The sequence below is a fragment of the Desulfosarcina sp. genome, assembly GCF_055467485.1.
Genome location: NZ_JBUOIV010000009.1, coordinates 102,241 through 122,025, shown reverse-complemented (window position 1 = coordinate 122,025; position 19,785 = coordinate 102,241). Strand labels below are relative to the sequence as shown.

At 56.3% G+C, this 19,785-nt stretch carries 14 protein-coding genes; 9 read left to right on the top strand and 5 right to left on the bottom strand.

The annotated features are described in order from the left end of the window. The coding region (locus tag ACZCED_RS06915; protein ID WP_464860487.1) for a hypothetical protein at positions 1-223 on the bottom strand (223 nt) is incomplete at its 3' end. Positions 224-1,298: 1,075 nt separating this feature from the next. Here ACZCED_RS06915 and ACZCED_RS06910 point away from each other — a divergent pair. Beyond that, positions 1,299-1,778, top strand: coding sequence for a DsrE family protein (locus ACZCED_RS06910; RefSeq protein ID WP_464860486.1), 480 nt, complete (start codon positions 1,299-1,301; stop codon positions 1,776-1,778). Here ACZCED_RS06910 and hisA read toward each other — a convergent pair. Beyond that, positions 1,754-2,539: a phosphoribosylformimino-5-aminoimidazole carboxamide ribotide isomerase gene (gene hisA / locus ACZCED_RS06905; RefSeq protein WP_464860485.1), complete on the bottom strand. Its 786-nt coding sequence runs from the start codon at positions 2,537-2,539 to the stop codon at positions 1,754-1,756. The genes ACZCED_RS06910 and hisA overlap by 25 nt on opposite strands. A 69-nt stretch (positions 2,540-2,608) precedes the next feature. Next, a complete protein-coding gene (locus tag ACZCED_RS06900) occupies positions 2,609-5,152 on the bottom strand; it encodes a sensor domain-containing protein (protein ID WP_464860484.1) in 2,544 nt (847 codons plus the stop codon). Positions 5,153-5,545: 393 nt separating this feature from the next. Here ACZCED_RS06900 and ACZCED_RS06895 point away from each other — a divergent pair, with 393 nt between their 5' ends. The 5 genes from ACZCED_RS06895 to ACZCED_RS06875 all read left to right on the top strand — a co-directional run bounded on the left by ACZCED_RS06895 (position 5,546) and on the right by ACZCED_RS06875 (position 10,529). After that, positions 5,546-6,547, top strand: a complete 1,002-nt coding sequence (locus ACZCED_RS06895) for a methyltransferase (RefSeq protein WP_464860483.1) — start codon at positions 5,546-5,548, stop codon at positions 6,545-6,547. 26 nt (positions 6,548-6,573) lie between these two features. Continuing rightward, a complete protein-coding gene (gene rsmG / locus ACZCED_RS06890) occupies positions 6,574-7,266 on the top strand; it encodes a 16S rRNA (guanine(527)-N(7))-methyltransferase RsmG (RefSeq protein WP_464860482.1) in 693 nt (230 codons plus the stop codon). Between the two features lie 241 nt (positions 7,267-7,507). Beyond that, entirely contained in the window at positions 7,508-7,921 is a 414-nt protein-coding gene (locus ACZCED_RS06885; RefSeq protein WP_464860481.1) for a carboxymuconolactone decarboxylase family protein, read from the top strand. Positions 7,922-8,550: 629 nt separating this feature from the next. Further along, entirely contained in the window at positions 8,551-9,678 is a 1,128-nt protein-coding gene (gene rsgA, locus ACZCED_RS06880; protein WP_464860480.1) for a ribosome small subunit-dependent GTPase A, read from the top strand. A 512-nt stretch (positions 9,679-10,190) separates the two neighbouring features. After that, positions 10,191-10,529, top strand: a complete 339-nt coding sequence (locus ACZCED_RS06875; RefSeq protein WP_462971402.1) for a DnaB-like helicase N-terminal domain-containing protein — start codon at positions 10,191-10,193, stop codon at positions 10,527-10,529. 120 nt (positions 10,530-10,649) lie between these two features. Here ACZCED_RS06875 and carB read toward each other — a convergent pair whose 3' ends face one another. Beyond that, positions 10,650-13,838, bottom strand: coding sequence for a carbamoyl-phosphate synthase large subunit (carB, locus tag ACZCED_RS06870; protein WP_462971403.1), 3,189 nt, complete (start codon positions 13,836-13,838; stop codon positions 10,650-10,652). A gap of 123 nt (positions 13,839-13,961) precedes the next feature. Continuing rightward, positions 13,962-14,555, bottom strand: a complete 594-nt coding sequence (locus tag ACZCED_RS06865; protein WP_462971404.1) for an HD domain-containing protein — start codon at positions 14,553-14,555, stop codon at positions 13,962-13,964. Between the two features lie 184 nt (positions 14,556-14,739). On the opposite strand from ACZCED_RS06865, the gene ileS reads away from it, so the two are divergent. The 3 genes from ileS (at position 14,740) to holA (ending at position 19,760) form a co-directional block, all read left to right on the top strand. Then, positions 14,740-17,553, top strand: a complete 2,814-nt coding sequence (gene ileS / locus ACZCED_RS06860; RefSeq protein ID WP_464860479.1) for an isoleucine--tRNA ligase — start codon at positions 14,740-14,742, stop codon at positions 17,551-17,553. Between the two features lie 10 nt (positions 17,554-17,563). Further along, positions 17,564-18,130, top strand: coding sequence for a signal peptidase II (lspA, locus tag ACZCED_RS06855; protein ID WP_464860478.1), 567 nt, complete (start codon positions 17,564-17,566; stop codon positions 18,128-18,130). A 172-nt stretch (positions 18,131-18,302) separates the two neighbouring features. Beyond that, the gene (gene holA, locus ACZCED_RS06850; protein ID WP_464860477.1) at positions 18,303-19,760 is read left to right on the top strand and encodes a DNA polymerase III subunit delta; all 1,458 of its coding nucleotides are present in this window, start codon (positions 18,303-18,305) and stop codon (positions 19,758-19,760) included. Positions 19,761-19,785: the final 25 nt, after the last annotated feature.

Sequence of the window (19,785 nt, the reverse complement as noted above, 5' to 3'; positions counted from 1 at the left end):
CCGGAAAGCCGGGTGAATACAGATCGTGCAAGGCTTTACGTGCTTCCTCAACCGGCACATCCAGTTCGGATGCGATCTCCGTGTAGTACGGTGCCTGCCCTGTTTCCATAAAGTATTTTAAGATAATTTGAAAAGTTTTGTCCAATTGGCTGGGTTCAACCATATTATTTCCTTTTGTTATTCTGATTAGTAGAGTTTCCATTTTATAGAGTTTGTTTTCCAATCGGAAAAGGCTCCTAAAAGAACAATTGATGAACTCTTAGGAGCCAGATAGGCAAATTTTGAGGGGTTTATCCATTTCAAATATTGTAAGAAAATGCTTGGTTATTTTAATGGAATACCAGTATCTGTTTTTAAACAGCAAGAATACTTAAGCGCTAAGAATATTTACAGAAATGAGTATGAATAGAAGATGAGAAACTAAATTAAGTCAAGATTCAGGTTGAGATTTGATGAGTCTACAACACTCATACATGTATTGTCAAAATCTGTATTTGGTTGCCAAAGGTAACGGTGCCACACCGCATACACCTACCTCCACTATTTATCCCAGAAAAGAGACGCTTCAAAGCGTCCTGTCCCATTTACCAAACTATAGCCCAACATATCAGATAGTTGCCCCCTATATCTTGGCAAGAGTGTTTCATTCAATAGAAGCAAAATATCGGAAAAGCCAGCACACACACTGTGTGGCTGGATTGGAATTGTGTGGGATATTGGCTGGTTGGTAGGTGGGGTAGGGGAGTTTGCACAAAGCAATACCAAACATTTTTGTGGCCGTGATTTGGCCAAATAAATGTGGCTTGGCAAATCGTGGAAAATGGTTGCGTATAGGTTGCAAAAAGGGTCACATATTCCGCAACCTTGATTTTTTAACGACCAGTAAATATTACGTATTTAATTTCATATTAGGTCTGCAAAACCTCCATTCTCCGGTTCAAATCCGGATGCCGCCTCCAAAAATTGACGAACCCAAAGGGCTGAATCATCGTATTCGGCCCTTTCCTGTTTTTATACCCAGCCAGCCCCAATCGGCCTTTCGCCAATCCGCCTCTTTTGTATAGCCGCCTGTTGCCTCCGGCTGCTTGGCGTGATGGCCTATCCGATTTCGGATAGATATGCGCCCCCGGGTCGCCTGCCAGCCTCTGCCTGCTCCTCGGCACCCCGCACACTCGCCCTTAACGAAAAAAGCAGCGGAGGCCTTGACCATAAGCGCATGCCGTCTTTATTTTAAGGCTTCGGTATCTTGCAACGAGGCACCCATTCGGTGCCCAACCCACCTGCATGAGGACATAACCATGAAACATGTAATGATTGCATTGCTGGTCCTGTTCCCTTCACTGTTATGGGCCGGCAGTCCGGACGATAAACAGGCCCTGGGTGATTTGACGTCGCTGAAAATGGTTTGTGACGTCAACGTGGGGGAGGCCAAACTGCTGCTGCGCCGACTTGAGCTGATCGATGAAACTTACAGCCAGCTGATCGATGCCGGGGTCACACCGACGGTTGTCGTCGCTTTTCGCGGCGGCGCCAGCCTCTTTGTCACCAAGGGGGGGAAGTATGTCGCCACCGAGGACGCGGAAATGAAAAAGGAAATTCAAGGGTGGATCGATCAGTTCAGCCAGCACGGCTTTCGCATCGAGCAGTGCGCGATCGCAGCCAAGGCGCAAAAGGTCGATCCGGCGGATTTTTTAGCGGCGGTCAGCGTCGTTCAAAACGGTTATATTTCTATTGTGGCCTACCAGGCAAGGGGCTATGCGCTGCTGCCCATGGATTGATCTGAACCGTATCGCCGGGCCAGGTCCGCATAACGGAGTCCGCTGCCGCCGAAGATGTCCAGGGCGCTGCCCACGGTAAAATCGATGCGTCCGTTTCCCAGCGAGTCGATCAGATCGATATCCTGCTGGCTGGATATGCCCCCTGCATAGGTGACCGGCAGACCCTCCCATCGGCCCAGATAGGCCACCAGGTCGGTTTCGATACCCCCGCAGCGCCCCTCGACATCCACGGCGTGGATGAGAAATTCATCGCAGTAATCGGAGAGGCGGTCCAGGAGCGGGTAAGTGACCGCTTCGGTGGTGAATGTCTGCCAGCGATCGGTGGCCACCAGATAAGTGTCGTCGTGCTTGCGGCAGCTCAAATCCAGTACCAGGTGCCTTTTTCCGATTTTCCGGGTCAGCTGCTTCAGACGCTGCATGTGGATGCGGCCGTCGTGAAACACCCAGGAGGTGACAATGACATGGCTGGCGCCGGCATCCAGCCAGTCGGCGGCATTGTCCGCGCTGATGCCACCGCCCACCTGCATGCCGCCAGGCCATTGCGTAAGGGCCGACCGGGCTGCAGACGCGTTGCCTTTACCCAGCTGGATTACGTGGCCGCCGGTGAGATTATCCCTGCGATAGCGGTCGGCAAACCAGCCGGCGGGTTTTTGGGCCTGAAAGTTGGTTTGCAGCCCATGGACGTCGGTATCGGACAAGGTGGTACCCACGATCTGTTTAACCACGCCGTCGTGTAGATCGATACAGGGGCGAAAGCGCATGAAAAGCTCCGTAATTCTGAACAATGACATAAAGCGGGTCGGGGAATCGAGGGGTCAAGTGGCCGTTCTTCAAGGCTCTACTTCGGGTTGCGTCGCAGTACGGTTTGAAGTCCTGCACCGCGATGCCTTCCTTTCCGGGGGGGCGGGTCGCTGTTGGCGCTGGAGCAGTTCCTTGAACGTGTCTACTGGAACAGGGCGGGCAAAAAAGAAGCCCTGCATGCTGTTGCACCCGTAGCTGGCCAAAAAATCCTTCTGCTCCCGGGTCTCGACCCCTTCGGCGACGGCATTGATTTTCAGGTTTCGGGCCATGTTAATGATGGTTTTGATGATTTCTTGGTCCCCCTTGTTGGTCATCGCATCGGAAATAAAGGACCGGTCGATCTTCAAGGTGTCGATGGGAAATCGCTTCAGATAGCTCAGCGAGGAGTACCCGGTGCCGAAATCGTCAATGGAAAAGGTGACTCCCTTGGCGCGCAGAATTCTCATTTTTGAGATGCATACTTCCGGGTTCTGGATCATGCTGCTCTCGGTGACTTCGAGCTTGAGGCACTCCGCGGGCAGGCCGCTTTCACGAAGGATATCAATCACCATCTGCACAAAATCCGGCTCGTGAAGCTGTCTGGCGGACAGGTTCACCGCCACGAAAAGATCCGAAAAACCCATGTCGTGCCAGCGCTTGGTCTGGGTACAGGCGGTTTTCAACACCCACCGTCCCACCGGCACGATAATGCCCGTCTCTTCCGTGATGCGGATGAAATCAGCCGGGAGAACGAGTCCCAGCTCCGGGTGGTTCCATCGGATCAGGGCTTCCATACCCACGATGCGGCTGGTTTCATTGACCAGCGGCTGGTAGTAAAGCACCAACTCGTTCTGGTCCAGTGCTTTTCTCAAGCTGCTCTCCATCTTCATGCGGTACAGAGCCTTGCGGTTCATCTCCTCGGTGAAGAACCGGTAATCGTTTCCGCCGTTTTCTTTGGCGGCGTACATGGCCATGTCTGCACTTTTTACCAGTCCCTCCACCTCCCACCCGTCGTTGGGGAAGACGCTGATGCCGATGCTGGTGGAGGTGAATATCTCCTGGCCGTTGAATCGGAAGGAGCGGGTAAGGGTCCGCTGAATTTTTCGTGCCACGCGCGCGACGTCGATGTCGAGGCTTAAGTTGCTGAGAATGATCGTGAATTCATCTCCGCCGAGGCGGAACAGGCGGTCCGTTTCCCGGAGACATTCCTTGAGCCGTTTAGCCACGCCTTTCAGCAGTTGGTCTCCGGTGTCGTGGCCCAGGGCATCGTTGACCTGTTTGAATTTGTCCAGGTCCAGAAACATCAGTGCCCACGCCCGGTCTGAATTCCGGCGGCTCGAATGTTGAAGCAGGTCGTCGATGCACATATAAAACGATTTGCGGTTGGGAAGCCCGGTGAGCATGTCGTGATAGGCGACATACCTGAGCTCTTCGTCTTTTTTGCGGCGTTCGCTGATATCCTGGAGGGTGTTGACATAACCTTCGGGCTTGCCCTCGGTATCGAAAAAGACAGCACCGCTGATGGAGACGTCAACCATCTGCCCGCTTTTGGTAAACCGTCGGGTTTCCACCCCCGAAAAGGAGGCCCCCTGATGAATTTGCGCCAGGAACTGCTGGGTCTCGGGCTGATTCTCCTGGGGAACGAAGTCGATGGGTCGGTTCTGACACTCGTCCAAGCGCCACCCGAAAACGCGGGTGAAGGCGGGATTCAGGTAGATAACCCGCCCGGACATGTCTCTGACGATTACCGGGTCCGGAGCGGCTTCCAAGACGGTACGGTGACGCTCCTCACTTTTTTCCAAGGCATCTTGTGCCTGTTTGCGCGCAGAGATGTCCCGGTAGATCACATAGATGGCCGCTTCATCGTTTTCCGTGGCGATCGGTTTGGCGAGGACGGAAACGTCAACCAGGGTCCCGTCTTTTTTCATACGCCGGGTTTCCACCTCAAAGCAGTCCCCGCCCATTACCCGTGCGGAGAGGGCGAGGCCTTCGGCCTTCAACGGTTCCGGGACGATCAGTTCATCCATCCGGCGGCCGATGCAGCTTTCTTCCGGGTATTGGAAAAGGCGGCAGAACTCTTCGTTGATACGGATCACCCGGTCCTCCAGGTCGACAATGGCGATGGCTTCCGGGGCGATGTCAATCAACTGTTCGGCATAGTTTTTCTGGTTGTGCAGTTTTTTTTCCGCCCGCCGGCGCCGGGTGACGTCGCGGATGATACTCTGGTATCCATAAATGCCGCCGTCCGGCTCATCCAGCCGGATGGTGGTCACGAGACTGTGTTTCAACTGGCCGCCGTCGGCCACGAAAATAACAGGCGCGTTGTGGACAAGTCCCGTTTTATCCACCTGGCGGATCAACGGTTCACGGTCCGCCAGGTTGGCATAAAAGGTGGTGATGTTCGCGCCCTGCAGTTCGGATCGGGACATACAGAAAAAGTCCGAAGCGGCCGGATTGAAATCGATGATGCGGCCGTCCAGGGTGGTGACGATGACGGCATCGGGGGAGCGTTCGAAAAGGATGCGGTATCGGTCCTGGGCTACCCTGGCATTATGGGTAGCGGTTTTTGGTTCATTATGGTCCGGTCCGGTCATTCGATATTTCCATGGCAGCCTAACAGCGTTGCCGGCTGAACGTTGCGGAAAACGAGCTGAGCAAAAAAAGCAGCCTCAGGTTGCCTCGGTAAATGACAATTGCCTGCCCAGCGTGTCTGTTGGGCCGTCATCCGTGCGCCATCCGCCGGTGTGTAAATCGACATGTCCGATGAATGTGCCTTGCAGATGAACCAGAATCAGGTGCAATTATGACCACGTTGTCCTTTTCGCGACCCTAACAAAAAAACAGCGGGCTTGGCAAGTGGATAAAGACCGCTAAACCGGGGTGATCGTGCATGATCGTTGACAAGGTGAGAACAATCTCCTACCTAATGAAAGGTGGGGCAATTGAATGCAGGGTGGATCCGAACAACAATCGAAGGGGGAGGGGAGATGGACCAGCAAACCTGGACAGCGGATCGTATCTTAGGAACATCAGGCAGCTATTGGGCCACCTGTGCACTGCACGGCGCTGTGGCTCTGGACGTGTTCACCCGCATCGGAGACAACCGGGTGCACGGGCAGAGTGTGGCCGAACGGTTGGAAGCACCGCTTGACGCCGTCTGTCGCCTGCTGGATGCCCTTGTCGCCATGGGTCTGTTGACCAAGGATGCCGGCGGCTATGCCAATACCGAGGCCAGCCGGACCTACCTGTCGATGGATTCAGGTCGATACATCGGATACATTATCCGGCACCATCACCACCTGGTCGAGTCCTGGGCAAAGCTGCCGGAAGCGATTCTCACCGGGAAACCGATCCGGCTGCCTGTCCGGGAGAAAGGCGCGGATGCGCGGGAGGCCTTTCTCATGGGGATGTTCAACCTGGCCACCCGGCTGGCACCGCGGCTGGTGCCAATTGTCGATCTTTCCGGCTGTGCCACCCTGCTGGATCTGGGAGGCGGTCCCGGTACCTATGCCATTCACTTCTGCCGGCATAATCCTGACCTTCGCGCTACCGTGATGGACCTGCCCACCACGCGGCCGTTTGCCGAAAAGACCATACGGAACATGGGCGTGGATGATCGGGTGGCCTTTATTCCCGGCGATTACCTGCAAGACGACATCCCCGGGGCTTACGATGCCGTCTGGATGTCCCATATCCTGCATGGCGAATCGGCGCAGGGCTGCTCGAGGATTATCGAAAAGGCGTTTTCCTGCCTGAACCCCGGCGGCGTGGCGGTCATCCACGAGTTCATTCTGGACGACACCCTGGACCACCCCCTGTTTCCCGCCCTTTTTTCCCTGAACATGCTGTTGGGAACCGACGGCGGACGGGCATACAGCCAGTCACAGCTTGCCGGCATGCTCGAAGCGGCCGGGTTTGTGGACGTTCATCGGTTGGATTTCACCGGTCCCAATGATTCCGGATTGCTCCGGGGAGTCAAACCCGCCTGAAACCACTGTGACGTCGAGGATATCCCGTGGAAATCGATTCTGAAAAGTGGCGGCAGACGCTGATCGAGGGCGCGTTGAAATTGGGGCTGACGATGAGCGTCAACCAGGCCCGGACCATGGGCTGTCATGCGCTGGAACTGATCCAGTGGAACCGGGTCACCAACCTGACGAGCATCACCGACCCCCTGGACGTGGCGCTCAAGCACTATGTAGATGCCTTGGCGGCGGTGCCCTGGATCGGCGACCGGACCCGGGTGCTGGATGCGGGCTCCGGCGGCGGGTTTCCCGGTATCCCGCTTGCCATCATGCAGCCGGGCCTGTCGGTCATCCTGGTGGACAGCGTCCGCAAAAAGGTCTCCTTTCTCAAACATGCCATCCGGACCCTCGGGCTGAGCGGCATCGATGCCGTCCACGGACGACTGGAGGACCTGGGCCGGCTGCCGGGATACCGGGCGAAATTCGACCGGGTGGTCTGCAGGGCCTTTTCCTCGCTGGAAGACTTCGCCATCCTTGCTCTGCCTTTCCTGGCTCCGGGAGGATGCCTGCTGGCCATGAAAGGACCCCAGGCCAACCACTCGCACGAAACCGCCAACCAGAAGGATGACGGCGCCATCATCCTCGGGGGCATCTCCTTTTCGCTGCGGATCCACCGTTATCGTCTGCCGTTTTTGGATGCCCGGCGGAGCCTGGTCATGCTGATGCCTTTGAACGAGAGCTGAGGGCTGAAGACAGAGGTGGGCGGACAGCAGTCTCCATTACATCCGAAAAATAAGGACTCATGCTCAAGGCATATCGGGCAGATTGCATGCAGCCCTTATTTCCACGAGAGACCTTACTCATCGTATGTCAGAATATGGAAATAAGTTGAAAGCATTGGCGTGTTGAATTCTCAGGCAGATTAACTGACGCACCCGTCAATCAATAGCGGTAAAATCCATTTTAACGGAAAGGAGTCTTCTCATGGCTATAGTTGAATTTATCGAGTACGAGGAAGCCAGCCCTGAAGTACGAGAGGTCTACGATGACATTATGACTACTCGAAATGTTGACTGGATTAATAATTTCTGGAAAGTATTGGCGGTTCAACCGGGGCTTTTACGGCGCACGTGGAGTGGTGTTAAGGAGGTGATGGCTCCAGGGACCATCGATGCGCTTACCAAAGAATTGATCTATGTTGCCGTCAGTGTGACCAATAGTTGTAAGTACTGTGTCAACAGTCACACGGCGGCTGCCAGAAAAAAGGGTATGAGTGAAGAAATGTTAGCCGAACTGATGGCAGTTGTTGGCATGGCAAACCAGACCAATGCCTTGGCCAATGGTTTCCAGATTGAAGTTGATGACGTATTTCAACATGGTGGCCGTGCATCTAAATAAAGCTCCTGCTTGAAATCGTTTTTTGCCGGTATGTGTTTATCAAATCAATCCTGTTTGGGCGTGTAAATCAAAATAAAATATTGAAAATATAAGGTTATTCTGATATTGCATTCTGACAGCCAATGTCTTGACAAGGACCGCTTAACCATTGATCCGAGTGAATCGTCAGTTTGAGTTGTCCGGAATACCGGTATATAAGCACATTCATCGGTGCCTATTGACCGACCGTCAGGTTTTATATAAAAGCATTGACACGACAAGGTAATCTGAAGCAGAAAAGACAGGCGTACCTGAGATATTGAATGAGAGAAGTTTTCATGTTCAAGACATTAATGGATATTGTGCCAATCGTTGCCGACAAGAGGACGCATTCAACGGCGGCGGATTGACCGGAAATCAATAATAGATACCAAAGCGGTTTTTTAACGAAATCTGTTTCTCCCGCTTTATTCCACTGCAGATTTCACCCCTACACCCACCGCAATCGTTGCCCTCTTCGTCAGTAACGAATGATAAAACAAAATATCAATGAGTTACACTATAATTCAGGTGCTTTGCGTACACTGGTCTTGAAGGCAAGCACCTGATCGTTATTGAAAAAATCAAAGGCAACAACGTGGAGGTCAATAATGAGCACAATGAGACATTCAGGAACCGAATCTACGATGGGCCGCTTCCAGCCGCTTTCAAAGCTGGGATGGTCCCCTTTTTTTCAGACGCATCTGGACAATGTATATGATGGTATGCTTGAACCGGCCAGAGTAGTCGGTGTGAGGAAGAATCGTTTCTATGTCAGCCAAGGAAAGGGCGAGCGCCTCGCTACGGTGGCAGGAAGGCTCAACCACCAAATTGATTGCTTGTATCCCGTCGCAGGGGATTGGGTGCTTACGAGTGATAATGTGATTTTTAATGTTCTGCCAAGAAAAAATGCGCTGTCCAGGGGCGCTGCAGGCAGGCATGGAAAACAGAAAACGCAACCCACACGGGAACAGGTTATCGCTGCAAACCTCGACACCGTGTTTGTCGTCTGCGGTCTGGACCGTGATTTCAATCTGCGACGCATTGAAAGGTGCCTGGCGCTGATCTACAACTGCGGTTTGAATCCCGCAATTGTTCTGACAAAGGCAGACCTGCACGTATCTCCGGAAAAGTTTATCAATGAGGTTGAACCCGTCGCTTTCGGGGTCCCGGTACACGTGGTCTCTGCAAAGGATTCCCTGGGTTTGGCTCAACTGGAAGAATATCTTTCCCCCGGACGGACGATCACTATGATTGGGTCATCTGGCGCCGGTAAATCCACGCTAGTGAATCGTCTATACGGAAGGTCGGTCCAGGCCACCGGTTCAGTCAGCGAAAATGTGGGTAAAGGGACGCATACCACCACCAGTCGAGACCTGATAGCAATGCCCCAAGGCGGAATGGTGATCGACAATCCAGGTATTCGGGAGATCGCTTTTTGGGACGGTGATGGCGGCCTTGAACTCGCCTTTCCGGAAATTGAACATTTTGCCATAAAATGCCGTTTTTCGGATTGCAGCCACATGCACGAACCGGGTTGCCGGGTTAACCAGGCGTTAGCCGAAGGGGACATTACGTATGACCGAATTGAAAGCTACCATAAGCTGAAACGTGAAATGATGTATTTTTCTGATCGGCAGCATAAGACTTCCGACCGGGTCGAAAAGGAACGCTGGAAAGCGGTCGCTTTAAAAATCAAGTCTTTAAAAAAAACACGGGGCAAAAGACGAGATTTTTAACCGGAATGCTTCGCAATAATAGCAGGCCGGATACAATATGTTGTGTCCGGCCTGTTTGATTTCAAGGTGCAGATCAGGTCAATATACCAACAAGCACTCAGCCCGGTCGAAATTGCGGCGCCAACGGTTCAGAATAACGATTGACTTCATAAGACTGGTGATATCGGAGAGTCACCGACCGAGGCATGATCCTGTGTCGGCCAGCCACACCCATCCTTCCACAACTCCCGTTCCGATTTCCTGATTTTATTCGATATGGCTATTTCGTACAAAGCCCTGATAATCATTTCTCCAATGAGCCTGCAGTTCAATCCAGATAAGCGCACACACGATTGAATCTATTTTTTTTCATTATTCAGAGGGTGCTGATCGGGCATTGTCGATTTTCTGCGGTAAACACCACCTGGCTGATTAAACACCCCGGCTAAAGTTTTCTCGAATAGTTTCGATATATAATCTGGAAGCAACGGTTGACGATACTGGTACGACAATTAATCATTGCGGTTAAGACGATGGCAGTACCCAAAACAATACGGTTGTTTGCCGAAATTTCAGTTCTTAACGAGATTCTCAACGACGATTCCAAAATCTGGAAATTGCGGCAATGTATCGACCCGTATAGTGTTTCGTTAAAACGGCATCGGATCATCCGTCAGGCGGTTGCGCAGCTTTATTGTATGCAACACCCTATCGATGTGGAAAATCTTTCGTGGTATCTGGCCGATCACGGGCTATTGGATGAAGTTGGCGGGTACGGGTATCTGCAGTACATCGCGAATTTCCACAATTCAGCCTCGTTGGATCCATACCAAGCCGCCCATCCTGCAGACAGCGCCGAGACTGCCTCCTGAACGATTCACCTGAACGATTCACCTGAACGATTCAATAGATCAATGCATTTGGGTTCGGTCGATTGCGGTTGGATGTTGCTCTATCATGATGAAGATGACTCTCTGACCGCCTGCCGCCGTTCACTTCAGGGCCCGCGCATAGGACTGCAGGGTGCACAGCGCCTCCTGTCCCCGTTTTCGGGCGGCGATCCCCTTGGCAGCCGCCAGCGCAGCCGCCGGGGTGGTCACCTCCGGGATGTGGTACCGGATGGCGGTCTTGCGGATATGGGCATCGTCCTGCTGGCTCTGTCTGCCGCTGGGGGTGTTGACCACCAGCGCCACATCACCGGTTTTAATGGCGTCCACCAGGTCGGGCCGGCCGAAGCCGAGCTTTTTGACCAATTCGGCCGGGATGCCGTTTTTCTTCAGGAAAGAATGGGTGCCGCGCGTGGCCTGGATGCCGAACCCCATCTCCTTGAACAGACGGGCCGGTTCCAAAATGCTCGGCTTGTCGGCGTCGGTGACCGTGATGAGTACTTTTCCCTGCCGGGGCAGGGTGGGGCCGGCGGCTTCCTGGGAGGTGTAGTAGGCCATGCCGAAAATCTCCGCCAGGGCCATGACTTGACCGGTGGACCGCATCTGCGGCCCCAGGAGCGGATCGGCCTCTTTGAACGTATCGAAGGGAAACACCGAGGAGCGGATGCCGTAGTGGGGCAGCAACCGCCGGGGCAGGTCCATTTCGTCCACGGTCATGCCGAGCATGATTTCCACGGCCCGTTCGGCCATGGGAATGTTGCATATCTTGGAAACCAGCGGCAGTGAGCGGCACGCCCATGGACGGGCGGCCAGCAGATAGACCGAGTCATTGTACACGGCGAAACGGGTATTGAGCAGCCCCTTGACATCCAGCTCCAGGGCAACCTTCTGGATGTAGGCGGTGATGGTCTCCAGGTGGCGCGGCGGTGTGCTGTAGGGCGGCATCACCATGGCCGAGTCTCCCGAATGCACACCGGCCAGTTCGATGTGCTCCATGATGGCCGGCACGTAAACCGCCTTGCCGTCGCAAAGGGCGTCGGCTTCCACTTCGATGGCGTATTCCAGGAACTGCTCGACCAGCATGGGCGATTCGGCGGAAACGGTTGTATTCATCAAATCCTGTTCCAGCATGTGGCCATCCATGACGATGCCGTAGCGATTCCGCTGCCTGTCTGCCGGCACACTGGTCACCAGCGGATAGCCGATGGCCTCGGCCAGATCCATGGCCTGTTCCGGGCTGTGGGCCATGCCGATGTGGGGATGCGGAATGCCCATGTCCTTTAGCAGGCTGCTGAACCGCAGGCGGTCCTGTGAGAGGGCCACCTGCTCATGGGCAGTACCCCATACCGGCAAGCCGGCCTCGCTTAATTCGCGGGCCAGGTCCATGGCTGCGTATCCCCCGAACTGAAGAATCACCCCTTCGGGATTTTCCGAGCGATAGACGGCCTTGAGATCGTCGGCCGTCAACGGTTCGACATAGGTGCGGTCAACATCGTTCAATCCGCCTGCAGCCGCGGGATTGGCGTTGACCATGACGGCCTGGCGGCCGGCGGCCCGCAGCGCTTTGGCAGCGTGTACGCAGCAGTGGTCCAGTTCGATGCCGTGGCCGATGCGGCCGGAACCGGGTCCGACAATCAGTGCGCTTTTACCCAATGGGGCATGCCGGGTATGTTCTCCGGCGGTCGTGTTGAACCAGATCCGGGATGGCCCCGGATCAGCCGACGCACGGGGCCTGATCCTGACGCCGGCGTCGGATAGCAGGCGCCCGGCCGCATCCGGCGTAATACCCAGCAGGCGGGCCAAAGCGGATTCGGAAAAACCGGCGGCGGCCGCCTGTTCGATCAGGGCAGCCGGCGGCGAATTGCCTGCCAGGTCGGCCAGTTTCGATTCCAGAACCGCCAGATCAGCCAACTGATGAATCCAGTGGATGTGGATACCGGTGACCGCGGCCAGAGCTTGCGGATCGGCCCCCTGCTTCAGTGCCTGGTGCATCATGCACAGGCGCTGTGGTGATGGCAGGACCAGCCTGCGCATCAGATCATCGACGTTGAGTTGGCCCAGTTCGGACCTGAGGCCCATCAGCGGATGCCGGGGTGACCGGACGCGCACCGCCTTCTGAAGGGCTTCCGGCAGACTGCGGCCAAGTCCCATGGCCTCACCGGTGGACTTCATGCGGGCATCCAGCCTGGCGGTTTCCCCTGCAAAGCGTTCGAATTCCCATACCGGCAGACGAACGGCGATCGTGGCGCCGGTGCGGATGCCCGAAGCGGGCAGTCCCTCGTTGGCCAGGACATCGTCCAGCTCTGCGCCCAGGCTGAGACGGGCGTGGAGGGTGGCAAGGTCGATGTCGAAGGCCTTGGAGAAAAAGGCGCTCATGCGCGAAAACCAAGGGTTGACGGCCAGGACCAGTTCCTGATCCGCTGACGCTGCGACGGCAAATTTGACGTTCAGCGCACCGACCACCCGGATCTGGCGGGCCAGGCTGCACGCCGCCGCTTCAATCTGCCGGAGAGTCTCTTCCCCGATGGTGACCGGGGGAATCACGGCTGCGGAATCGCCGCTGTGAATGCCCGCGGGGTCCATGTTTTCGGCCATGCCGACGAGCTGCACGCGATTGTCTGCATCGCTGAGCAGTTCCACCTCTACTTCGCGATACCCGGAAAGCGCCTGCTCGACGCGTAATCTGCCCACTTTTTCGGACGGCAGGCGTCCGCCTGAAGCCAGCAGGCGCAACTCTTCGACGTTGTAGGCAATACCCTGGCGCATCGGACCGGCGGGATCGGCGGCGCGCACAAAGACAGGATATCCGATGGCCTCGGCAACGGCCGCCGCATCCGACAGGCCATCGGCGGATTGTCCGTTCGGCGATCTCAGGCCGAGGTCATCGGCGATATCGAACAATGCCGTCGGGTTGTCGATCAGGGAAAGGGTCCTGTCGGTCACCCCCAACAGCTGGATGCCGTTTTCTTGCAGCAGACCGCTTTGACGGCACCTGTTGGCCAACCGCATGGCTGTCGGACCGCCGACGGTGGGCAGCAGCGCGTCGGGTTTTTCCCTTAGAATGATTTCCTTCAGTGACTGCAGGGTCAGGGGAACCATGTAGGTGCGGTCCGCCGTTTCCATGTCTGCAGCCAGGGCGGACGGGTCACAGTGGATCATCACCGTTTGGAGTCCCGCTTTTCTAAATACCTCGCACGCCCGGCAGGCGGCGTCGTCGAATGCGCCGGTCTGTCCGATCTTGACCGGGCCGGAGCCGATGATGAGGACTTTTTTCATGGGGGTGTGGGGCGACATGGTCTCTCCTTAAATTGGGTTTCTGGGTTCCTATATACGTTGCTTGAACCCGGATCCCTGTCAATCCTGCCGTCAAAAGCATCTCATTTGTGCAGCAGCCTGTTCTATTGCAAAGCGTCCGCGTCAGGGTGCCAAATGGCCGTCATCCATCGCTTTTTCGATCATCTCACGGGCAACTGTCCACAGGTCAGGGGCGCCGTCGGCAATTTTCCGGTTCCGGCCGACCACCTGGGAGCCGACAATGCCGTGTTTTTTCCACATCAGCCCGTTGGTGAAAACGTTGTGCATCAGCGGCTGCAGGCGGTCGAGTGCGTTGGCGAATTTGGCTTCAGGCGTTCGGGATGCCTCGAATTCGTCCCACAGGGCCCGCATATCGGCGGCCTGGTCCGGCGGAAGCAGGTTGAAGATGCGGTCGGCCGCCGTTGTTTCCCGCAGGGCCTTGTCCGCATACCCCGCTTCATCGTAGCAGTAGGTGTCGCCGGCATCGATCTCCACCAGGTCGTGGACCAGGACCATCCGGATAACCTGCAGCAGGTCGATGTTCCCGCCGCCGGCGTATTCACCCAGCACCAGGGCCATCAGGGCCAGGTGCCAGGAGTGTTCGGCGTCATTTTCCTGCCGGGATGCATCGGTAAGCAGGGTCTGGCGCTCGATGGTTTTGAGTTTGTCCACTTCGCGGACAAACGCGATCTGCCGTTCCAGGCGTTGACAATCCATGATTGGCTCACTTTGATCACAAGGCGCTTAACTCAGGTTCCAGATAAAATCAACATACTGACCCAAAATCGGCCAGTTTTCAAGGTACAATATCGGCAAGGCCGCCGTTCTATTGGCTTGACATGAACCGGCATTCAAAGTAAAAATCCCTGTTTACCATGAATTTACCGATACGGAGGCATCGATGGATTACAAGAAGACCCTGAACCTTCCAAACACCGGCTTTCCCATGAAAGCAAACCTCGCTGCCCGCGAACCCGATCAGCTGGAAACGTGGGATGCCATGGGACTGTACGGCCAGATCCGGGAGGCGTCAAAGGGGCGTCCCACCTTCATTCTGCATGACGGCCCGCCTTATGCCAACGGTCATATCCATATCGGGACGGCGCTGAACAAAATCTTAAAGGACATCATCATCCGCTCCCGGCAGATGGCCGGTTTCGACGCGGCTTACGTTCCGGGTTGGGACTGCCACGGCCTGCCCATCGAACACAACGTGGACAAGGAACTCGGATCCAAAAAAAAGGAGATGACCCAGGCCCAGGTTCGCCGCCGGTGCCGGGCCTACGCCGAGAAGTTCATCGACATCCAGCGAGACGAGTTCAAGCGCCTCGGCGTGATGGGCGAGTGGGACAACCCCTACCTGACCATGAACTATCGCTACGAGGCGACCATTGCCAGAGAGTGCTGCAAGTTCGCCCTGGACGGAAGCCTGTTTCGCAGCAAGAAGCCCATCCACTGGTGTTGCAGCTGCAAGACCGCCCTTGCCGAAGCTGAAATCGAATACCACGACGAGACGTCTCCCTCGGTGTACGTCAAATTTGCCCTGAAAGACGACCTCGGAGAAATTGCCGCGGAGTTGTCCGGTCGGCAGGTTTCCGTGGTGATCTGGACCACCACTCCCTGGACCCTGCCGGCCAACTTGGCCGTGGCCCTTCATCCCGATTTCGACTACGCGGCCGTCGAAACCGACGACGGACAGGTCCTGATCCTGGCCCGGGACCTGGTGGACAGCTGCATGAAGACCTTCGGCATCGCCGACTACCGTATCCTGGCCGACCTCAAGGCCAAGGACCTGGAAAACAAGCGCTGCCGGCACCCGTTCTATGAGCGGGACTCGCTGATCATCCTGGGCGACCATGTCACCCTGGAAGCGGGAACCGGTTGCGTGCACACCGCCCCCGGCCATGGTCGGGAGGACTACGACGTGGGGCTTCAATACGGTCTGGACGCCTATTCGCCGGTGAACGACAACGGTGTGTTCACCGATGAAGTCGAGCGGTTTGCCGGGCAGTTCGTTTTCAAGGCCAACGACAATATCAACCAGACCCTGGCGGACAAGGACGTGCTGCTGGCCAAGGCCGATATCAAGCACAGTTACCCCCACTGCTGGCGATGCAAACAGCCGGTGATATTCCGGGCGACCCCCCAGTGGTTCATCTCCATGGAGAAGACGGGCCTGCGCAGAAAATCCCTCGAGGCGATCGACCGGGTCAAGTGGATTCCCCACTGGGGCAGGGAACGCATTTTCGGCATGATCGAAAACCGGCCGGACTGGTGCGTATCCCGTCAGCGGGCATGGGGTGTCCCCATCACGGTCTTCGTCTGCGAAAGCTGCGACGCCGTCCACATGGACGAGGCGACCATGAGCCATGTGTTCGATCAGTTTGCCGCCCACGGGGCCGACGTGTGGTTCGAAAAGGAGGCGGCCGACCTGCTGCCGGCAGGCACCGTTTGCAAAAGCTGCGGCCATGGATCCTTTGCCAAGGAGACCGATATCCTGGATGTCTGGTTCGATTCGGGCGTCAGTCATGCGGCCGTCCTCGAAGACCGTGACTACCTGCAGTGGCCTGCGGATCTTTACCTGGAAGGCAGCGACCAGCACCGGGGCTGGTTTCACAGCGCCCTGCTAACCGCCGTGGGCACCCGGGGAGAGGCGCCCTACCGCAGCGTGTTGACCCATGGCTTTGTGGTGGACGCCGAGGGTAAGAAGCAGTCCAAATCCCTGGGTAACGTGGTGGCGCCCAAGACGGTTATCGACAAATACGGGGCCGAGATCCTGCGCATGTGGGTGTCGGCGTCCGACTACCGGGACGATGTGAGGATTTCCGACAACATCCTTAAACAGCTCAGCGATGCGTACCGTCGGATTCGCAACACCAGCCGTTTCCTGTTGGGGAACCTGAACGATTTTTCGCCGGAGACCGACGGCGTGCCGGCCGACCAGATGCTGGAAATCGACCGCTTTGCCTTGCACACGCTCCAGGGGTTGGTGGCACGGGCGCTCAAGGCCTACGACACCTACGAGTTTCACGTGATCTACCACCGTCTGTACAACTACTGCACCGTTGACCTTTCCTCCTTTTATCTGGACATCCTGAAGGACAGGCTTTACACCAGCCCGGCGGCATCCACGGCCCGGCGCAGCGCCCAGACGGCCATGTATGCCATCCTGGATGCCATGGCCCGGATCATGGCGCCCATCATGCCCTTTACGGCCGAGGAGATATGGCGCCATATGCCGGCCTTGAACGAAAAGGCGGGAAGCATTCACCTGGTCGCATTTCCCAAACCGGATCCCGGACTCCGGGATGATCGCCTGGCCAAAAAATGGGAAACCCTGATCAGCGTGAGGGCCGAGGTGACCAAGGCGCTGGAGCAGGCCCGCGCGGAAAAGGTGATCGGCCACTCCCTGGATTCGTCGGTCACTGTGGGGCTCAGCGATGATCTTTATGCCATCATGAGCGATTTCAAGGACGATCTTCGATCCATTCTCATCGTTTCCCGGGCCGTGATGGCCAAAGGGGAGATTTCCGGTGCCTACGTCGGCCAGGAGACCGAGGGCGTATGGGTGAAGGTGGAGCCGGCCGGCGGCGTGAAGTGCCAGCGGTGCTGGGTCTATGACGACAGCGTGGGACAGATTGCCGAGCATCCCACGATCTGCAGCCGTTGCGGCAGTTCGCTGGCGCAGATCGATTTGATGGATGCGGCATCGTGATCGGCCGACCATGAAAACCACCCGACCGGATGCCCGCGAAGCGGACCATCCTTCAAAACAGACCGGAAAAAAAGCAGCCGGCGAAACGCCGAATCCCTCGATGGGATTAAAGCCGTTCGCGTTGATTGCCGGGATGGTTGTGTTGCTGGACCAGGCGACCAAACTCCTGGTCCTGGCAAAGATGCCGCTGTATCATTCCATTCCGGTGATCGAGGGGTTTTTCAGCCTGACGCATATACGCAATCCCGGAGGCGCTTTCGGTTTTATGGCGGCCGGCAGCCAGGGGGTCCGCAACCTCCTGTTCGTCGGCGTTTCCATCTTCGCCATGGGGCTGATTGTCTATTTTTACCGGAGTACGCCCAAAACATATCCGTATCTGGCCTCGGCCCTGGCCATGATTTTCGGGGGAGCCGTCGGCAACCTGATCGACCGGTTGCGCTTCGGCGAGGTGGTGGATTTTTTAGATGTCTATGTGGGGACCTACCACTGGCCGGCCTTCAATGTGGCCGACAGTGCCATCACCGTGGGGATTACGGTCTTCATCGTCCATCTGGTGCTCGGAAAAATGCCGGAATAGCGTTAAGCGCTGAGCGCTAAGCTGAGAACTCAAGGCGAAAAGGTAAGGACCAAGCACCGATCGCCCGTAAAGATTTTGTCCTTTTCCGGACATCGGTCATCCGCCTTCAGACCTCTGCTTTGAATAGACCGACCAGCTTTCAGCTTTCAGCTTTGAGCGATCAACTACCATTATGCCAACCATCGCCTACCATGCCTTTGCCGACTATCTGAGCCGTGCTTCCGCTGCCGACTGGCCGGCGGTTACGTTGGTATGCGGAGAAGAAATGCTCTGCAAAAAGGCCTGCGAGGGGATCCTGGATGCGTTGATGCCCCAAGCGGACAGAGCCCTCGGGGTCGAGCAATTCGACGGCGGCGAGGCGCCCATTGGCGGGGTACTGGCCAGCATGAACACCTATGCCCTGCTTTCCGGTTCCAAAGTCGTGATGCTGCAGGACGCACGGCTGTTTTACTCGGCCAAGGCCCAGCAGGGGCTGCGTCAAAAGATCGCGCAGGCCGCCCAAAGCGGCGACATGAAAAAGGCGTCGCGGCCATTTTTAAACCTGATGTCGCTTGCCGGAATGGCCATTGACGATCTGGCCACACCGGCACTGAGAACGAAGGTGGCCGATGATGTCGACGGCGAAGCGCCGTCGTGGTTGTCGCCGTTGATGGATTATTGTCGCGAAAACGGGCTCCGTATTCCGGAACGGCACGACGAGGCGGGTCTGCTCAAAACAGCCATGGACAAGGGGTTTCCGGACGGGCATCGTCTGGTGATGACTACTGATTTCGTCGATCGCCGCAAAGCCCTGTTCAAAGCTGTCGATGAAACGGGCCTGGTGGTGGACTGCACCGTTCCCAAAGGGGAGACGCGGGCGGACCGCATGGCCCAGGATGCGGTCATGCAGGCGGCCATGGACGAAGCCCTGACGCAGGCCTCAAAACAAATGGCTGTGGATGCCCGCAAGCGGATGATGCAGTGGACCGGATTCGATCTTCGCACCCTTTCCGGCAACCTGGAGAAGCTGGTCAGCTTTGTCGGTGATCGCCAGACGATTACCGATGCGGATGTGACGAGCGTGTTGCGGCGCACCCGCAAGGATCCCATTTTCGAGTTTACCAATGCGGTGGCGGATCGTGACCTGCCTGCCGTCCTGTTTTTCATGCAAAGCCTGCTGGATGACGGGATCCATCCGTTGCAACTGCTGGCGGCCGTGGCCAACCAGATTCGCCGGTTGCTGCTGGCCAAGGACTTCATCGTGCGGGACCGGGGCCGGTCCTGGTCAGCCCGCATGACCTTCCCCCAGTTTAAAGCCGGTCCGTTCAAGGCGGTTCAGGCCGATGACGCGGTGTTTGCATCGCTCACGGAAGCGTGGGAGTCGCTCCTGAATCCCTTGACCGAGGGTAAGAAACGGAAAAAGGCAGCGACAAGCGATCTGGTCTTGTCCAAGAATCCAAAAAGCCCCTTTCCGGTTTTCCAGACACTTAAAAAGGCAGACAGCTTTTCCATAGAGGCGCTGACATCGGCCATGGTCGACTTGAGCCAGACCGATCTGCGCATGAAATCCACTGGCCAGGACCCGCGGATATTGCTGGAAACCTTCCTGATCGGTCTTTGCCGGAGAGACTCAACGCAGACGAGACGCTGAAATCGATGCGGGCGTTGATGGACAC

Excerpts from the sequence above, each read along its gene's own strand:
- ACZCED_RS06910 (WP_464860486.1), top strand. The coding sequence starts at position 1,299 with ATGAAACATGTAATGATTGCATTGCTGGTCCTGTTCCCTTCACTGTTA.
- hisA (WP_464860485.1), bottom strand. The coding sequence starts at position 2,539 with ATGCGCTTTCGCCCCTGTATCGATCTACACGACGGCGTGGTTAAACAG.
- ACZCED_RS06900 (WP_464860484.1), bottom strand. The coding sequence starts at position 5,152 with ATGACCGGACCGGACCATAATGAACCAAAAACCGCTACCCATAATGCC.
- ACZCED_RS06895 (WP_464860483.1), top strand. The coding sequence starts at position 5,546 with ATGGACCAGCAAACCTGGACAGCGGATCGTATCTTAGGAACATCAGGC.
- ACZCED_RS06885 (WP_464860481.1), top strand. The coding sequence starts at position 7,508 with ATGGCTATAGTTGAATTTATCGAGTACGAGGAAGCCAGCCCTGAAGTA.
- rsgA (WP_464860480.1), top strand. The coding sequence starts at position 8,551 with ATGAGCACAATGAGACATTCAGGAACCGAATCTACGATGGGCCGCTTC.
- ACZCED_RS06875 (WP_462971402.1), top strand. The coding sequence starts at position 10,191 with ATGGCAGTACCCAAAACAATACGGTTGTTTGCCGAAATTTCAGTTCTT.
- carB (WP_462971403.1), bottom strand. The coding sequence starts at position 13,838 with ATGTCGCCCCACACCCCCATGAAAAAAGTCCTCATCATCGGCTCCGGC.
- ACZCED_RS06865 (WP_462971404.1), bottom strand. The coding sequence starts at position 14,555 with ATGGATTGTCAACGCCTGGAACGGCAGATCGCGTTTGTCCGCGAAGTG.
- ileS (WP_464860479.1), top strand. The coding sequence starts at position 14,740 with ATGGATTACAAGAAGACCCTGAACCTTCCAAACACCGGCTTTCCCATG.
- lspA (WP_464860478.1), top strand. The coding sequence starts at position 17,564 with ATGAAAACCACCCGACCGGATGCCCGCGAAGCGGACCATCCTTCAAAA.
- holA (WP_464860477.1), top strand. The coding sequence starts at position 18,303 with ATGCCAACCATCGCCTACCATGCCTTTGCCGACTATCTGAGCCGTGCT.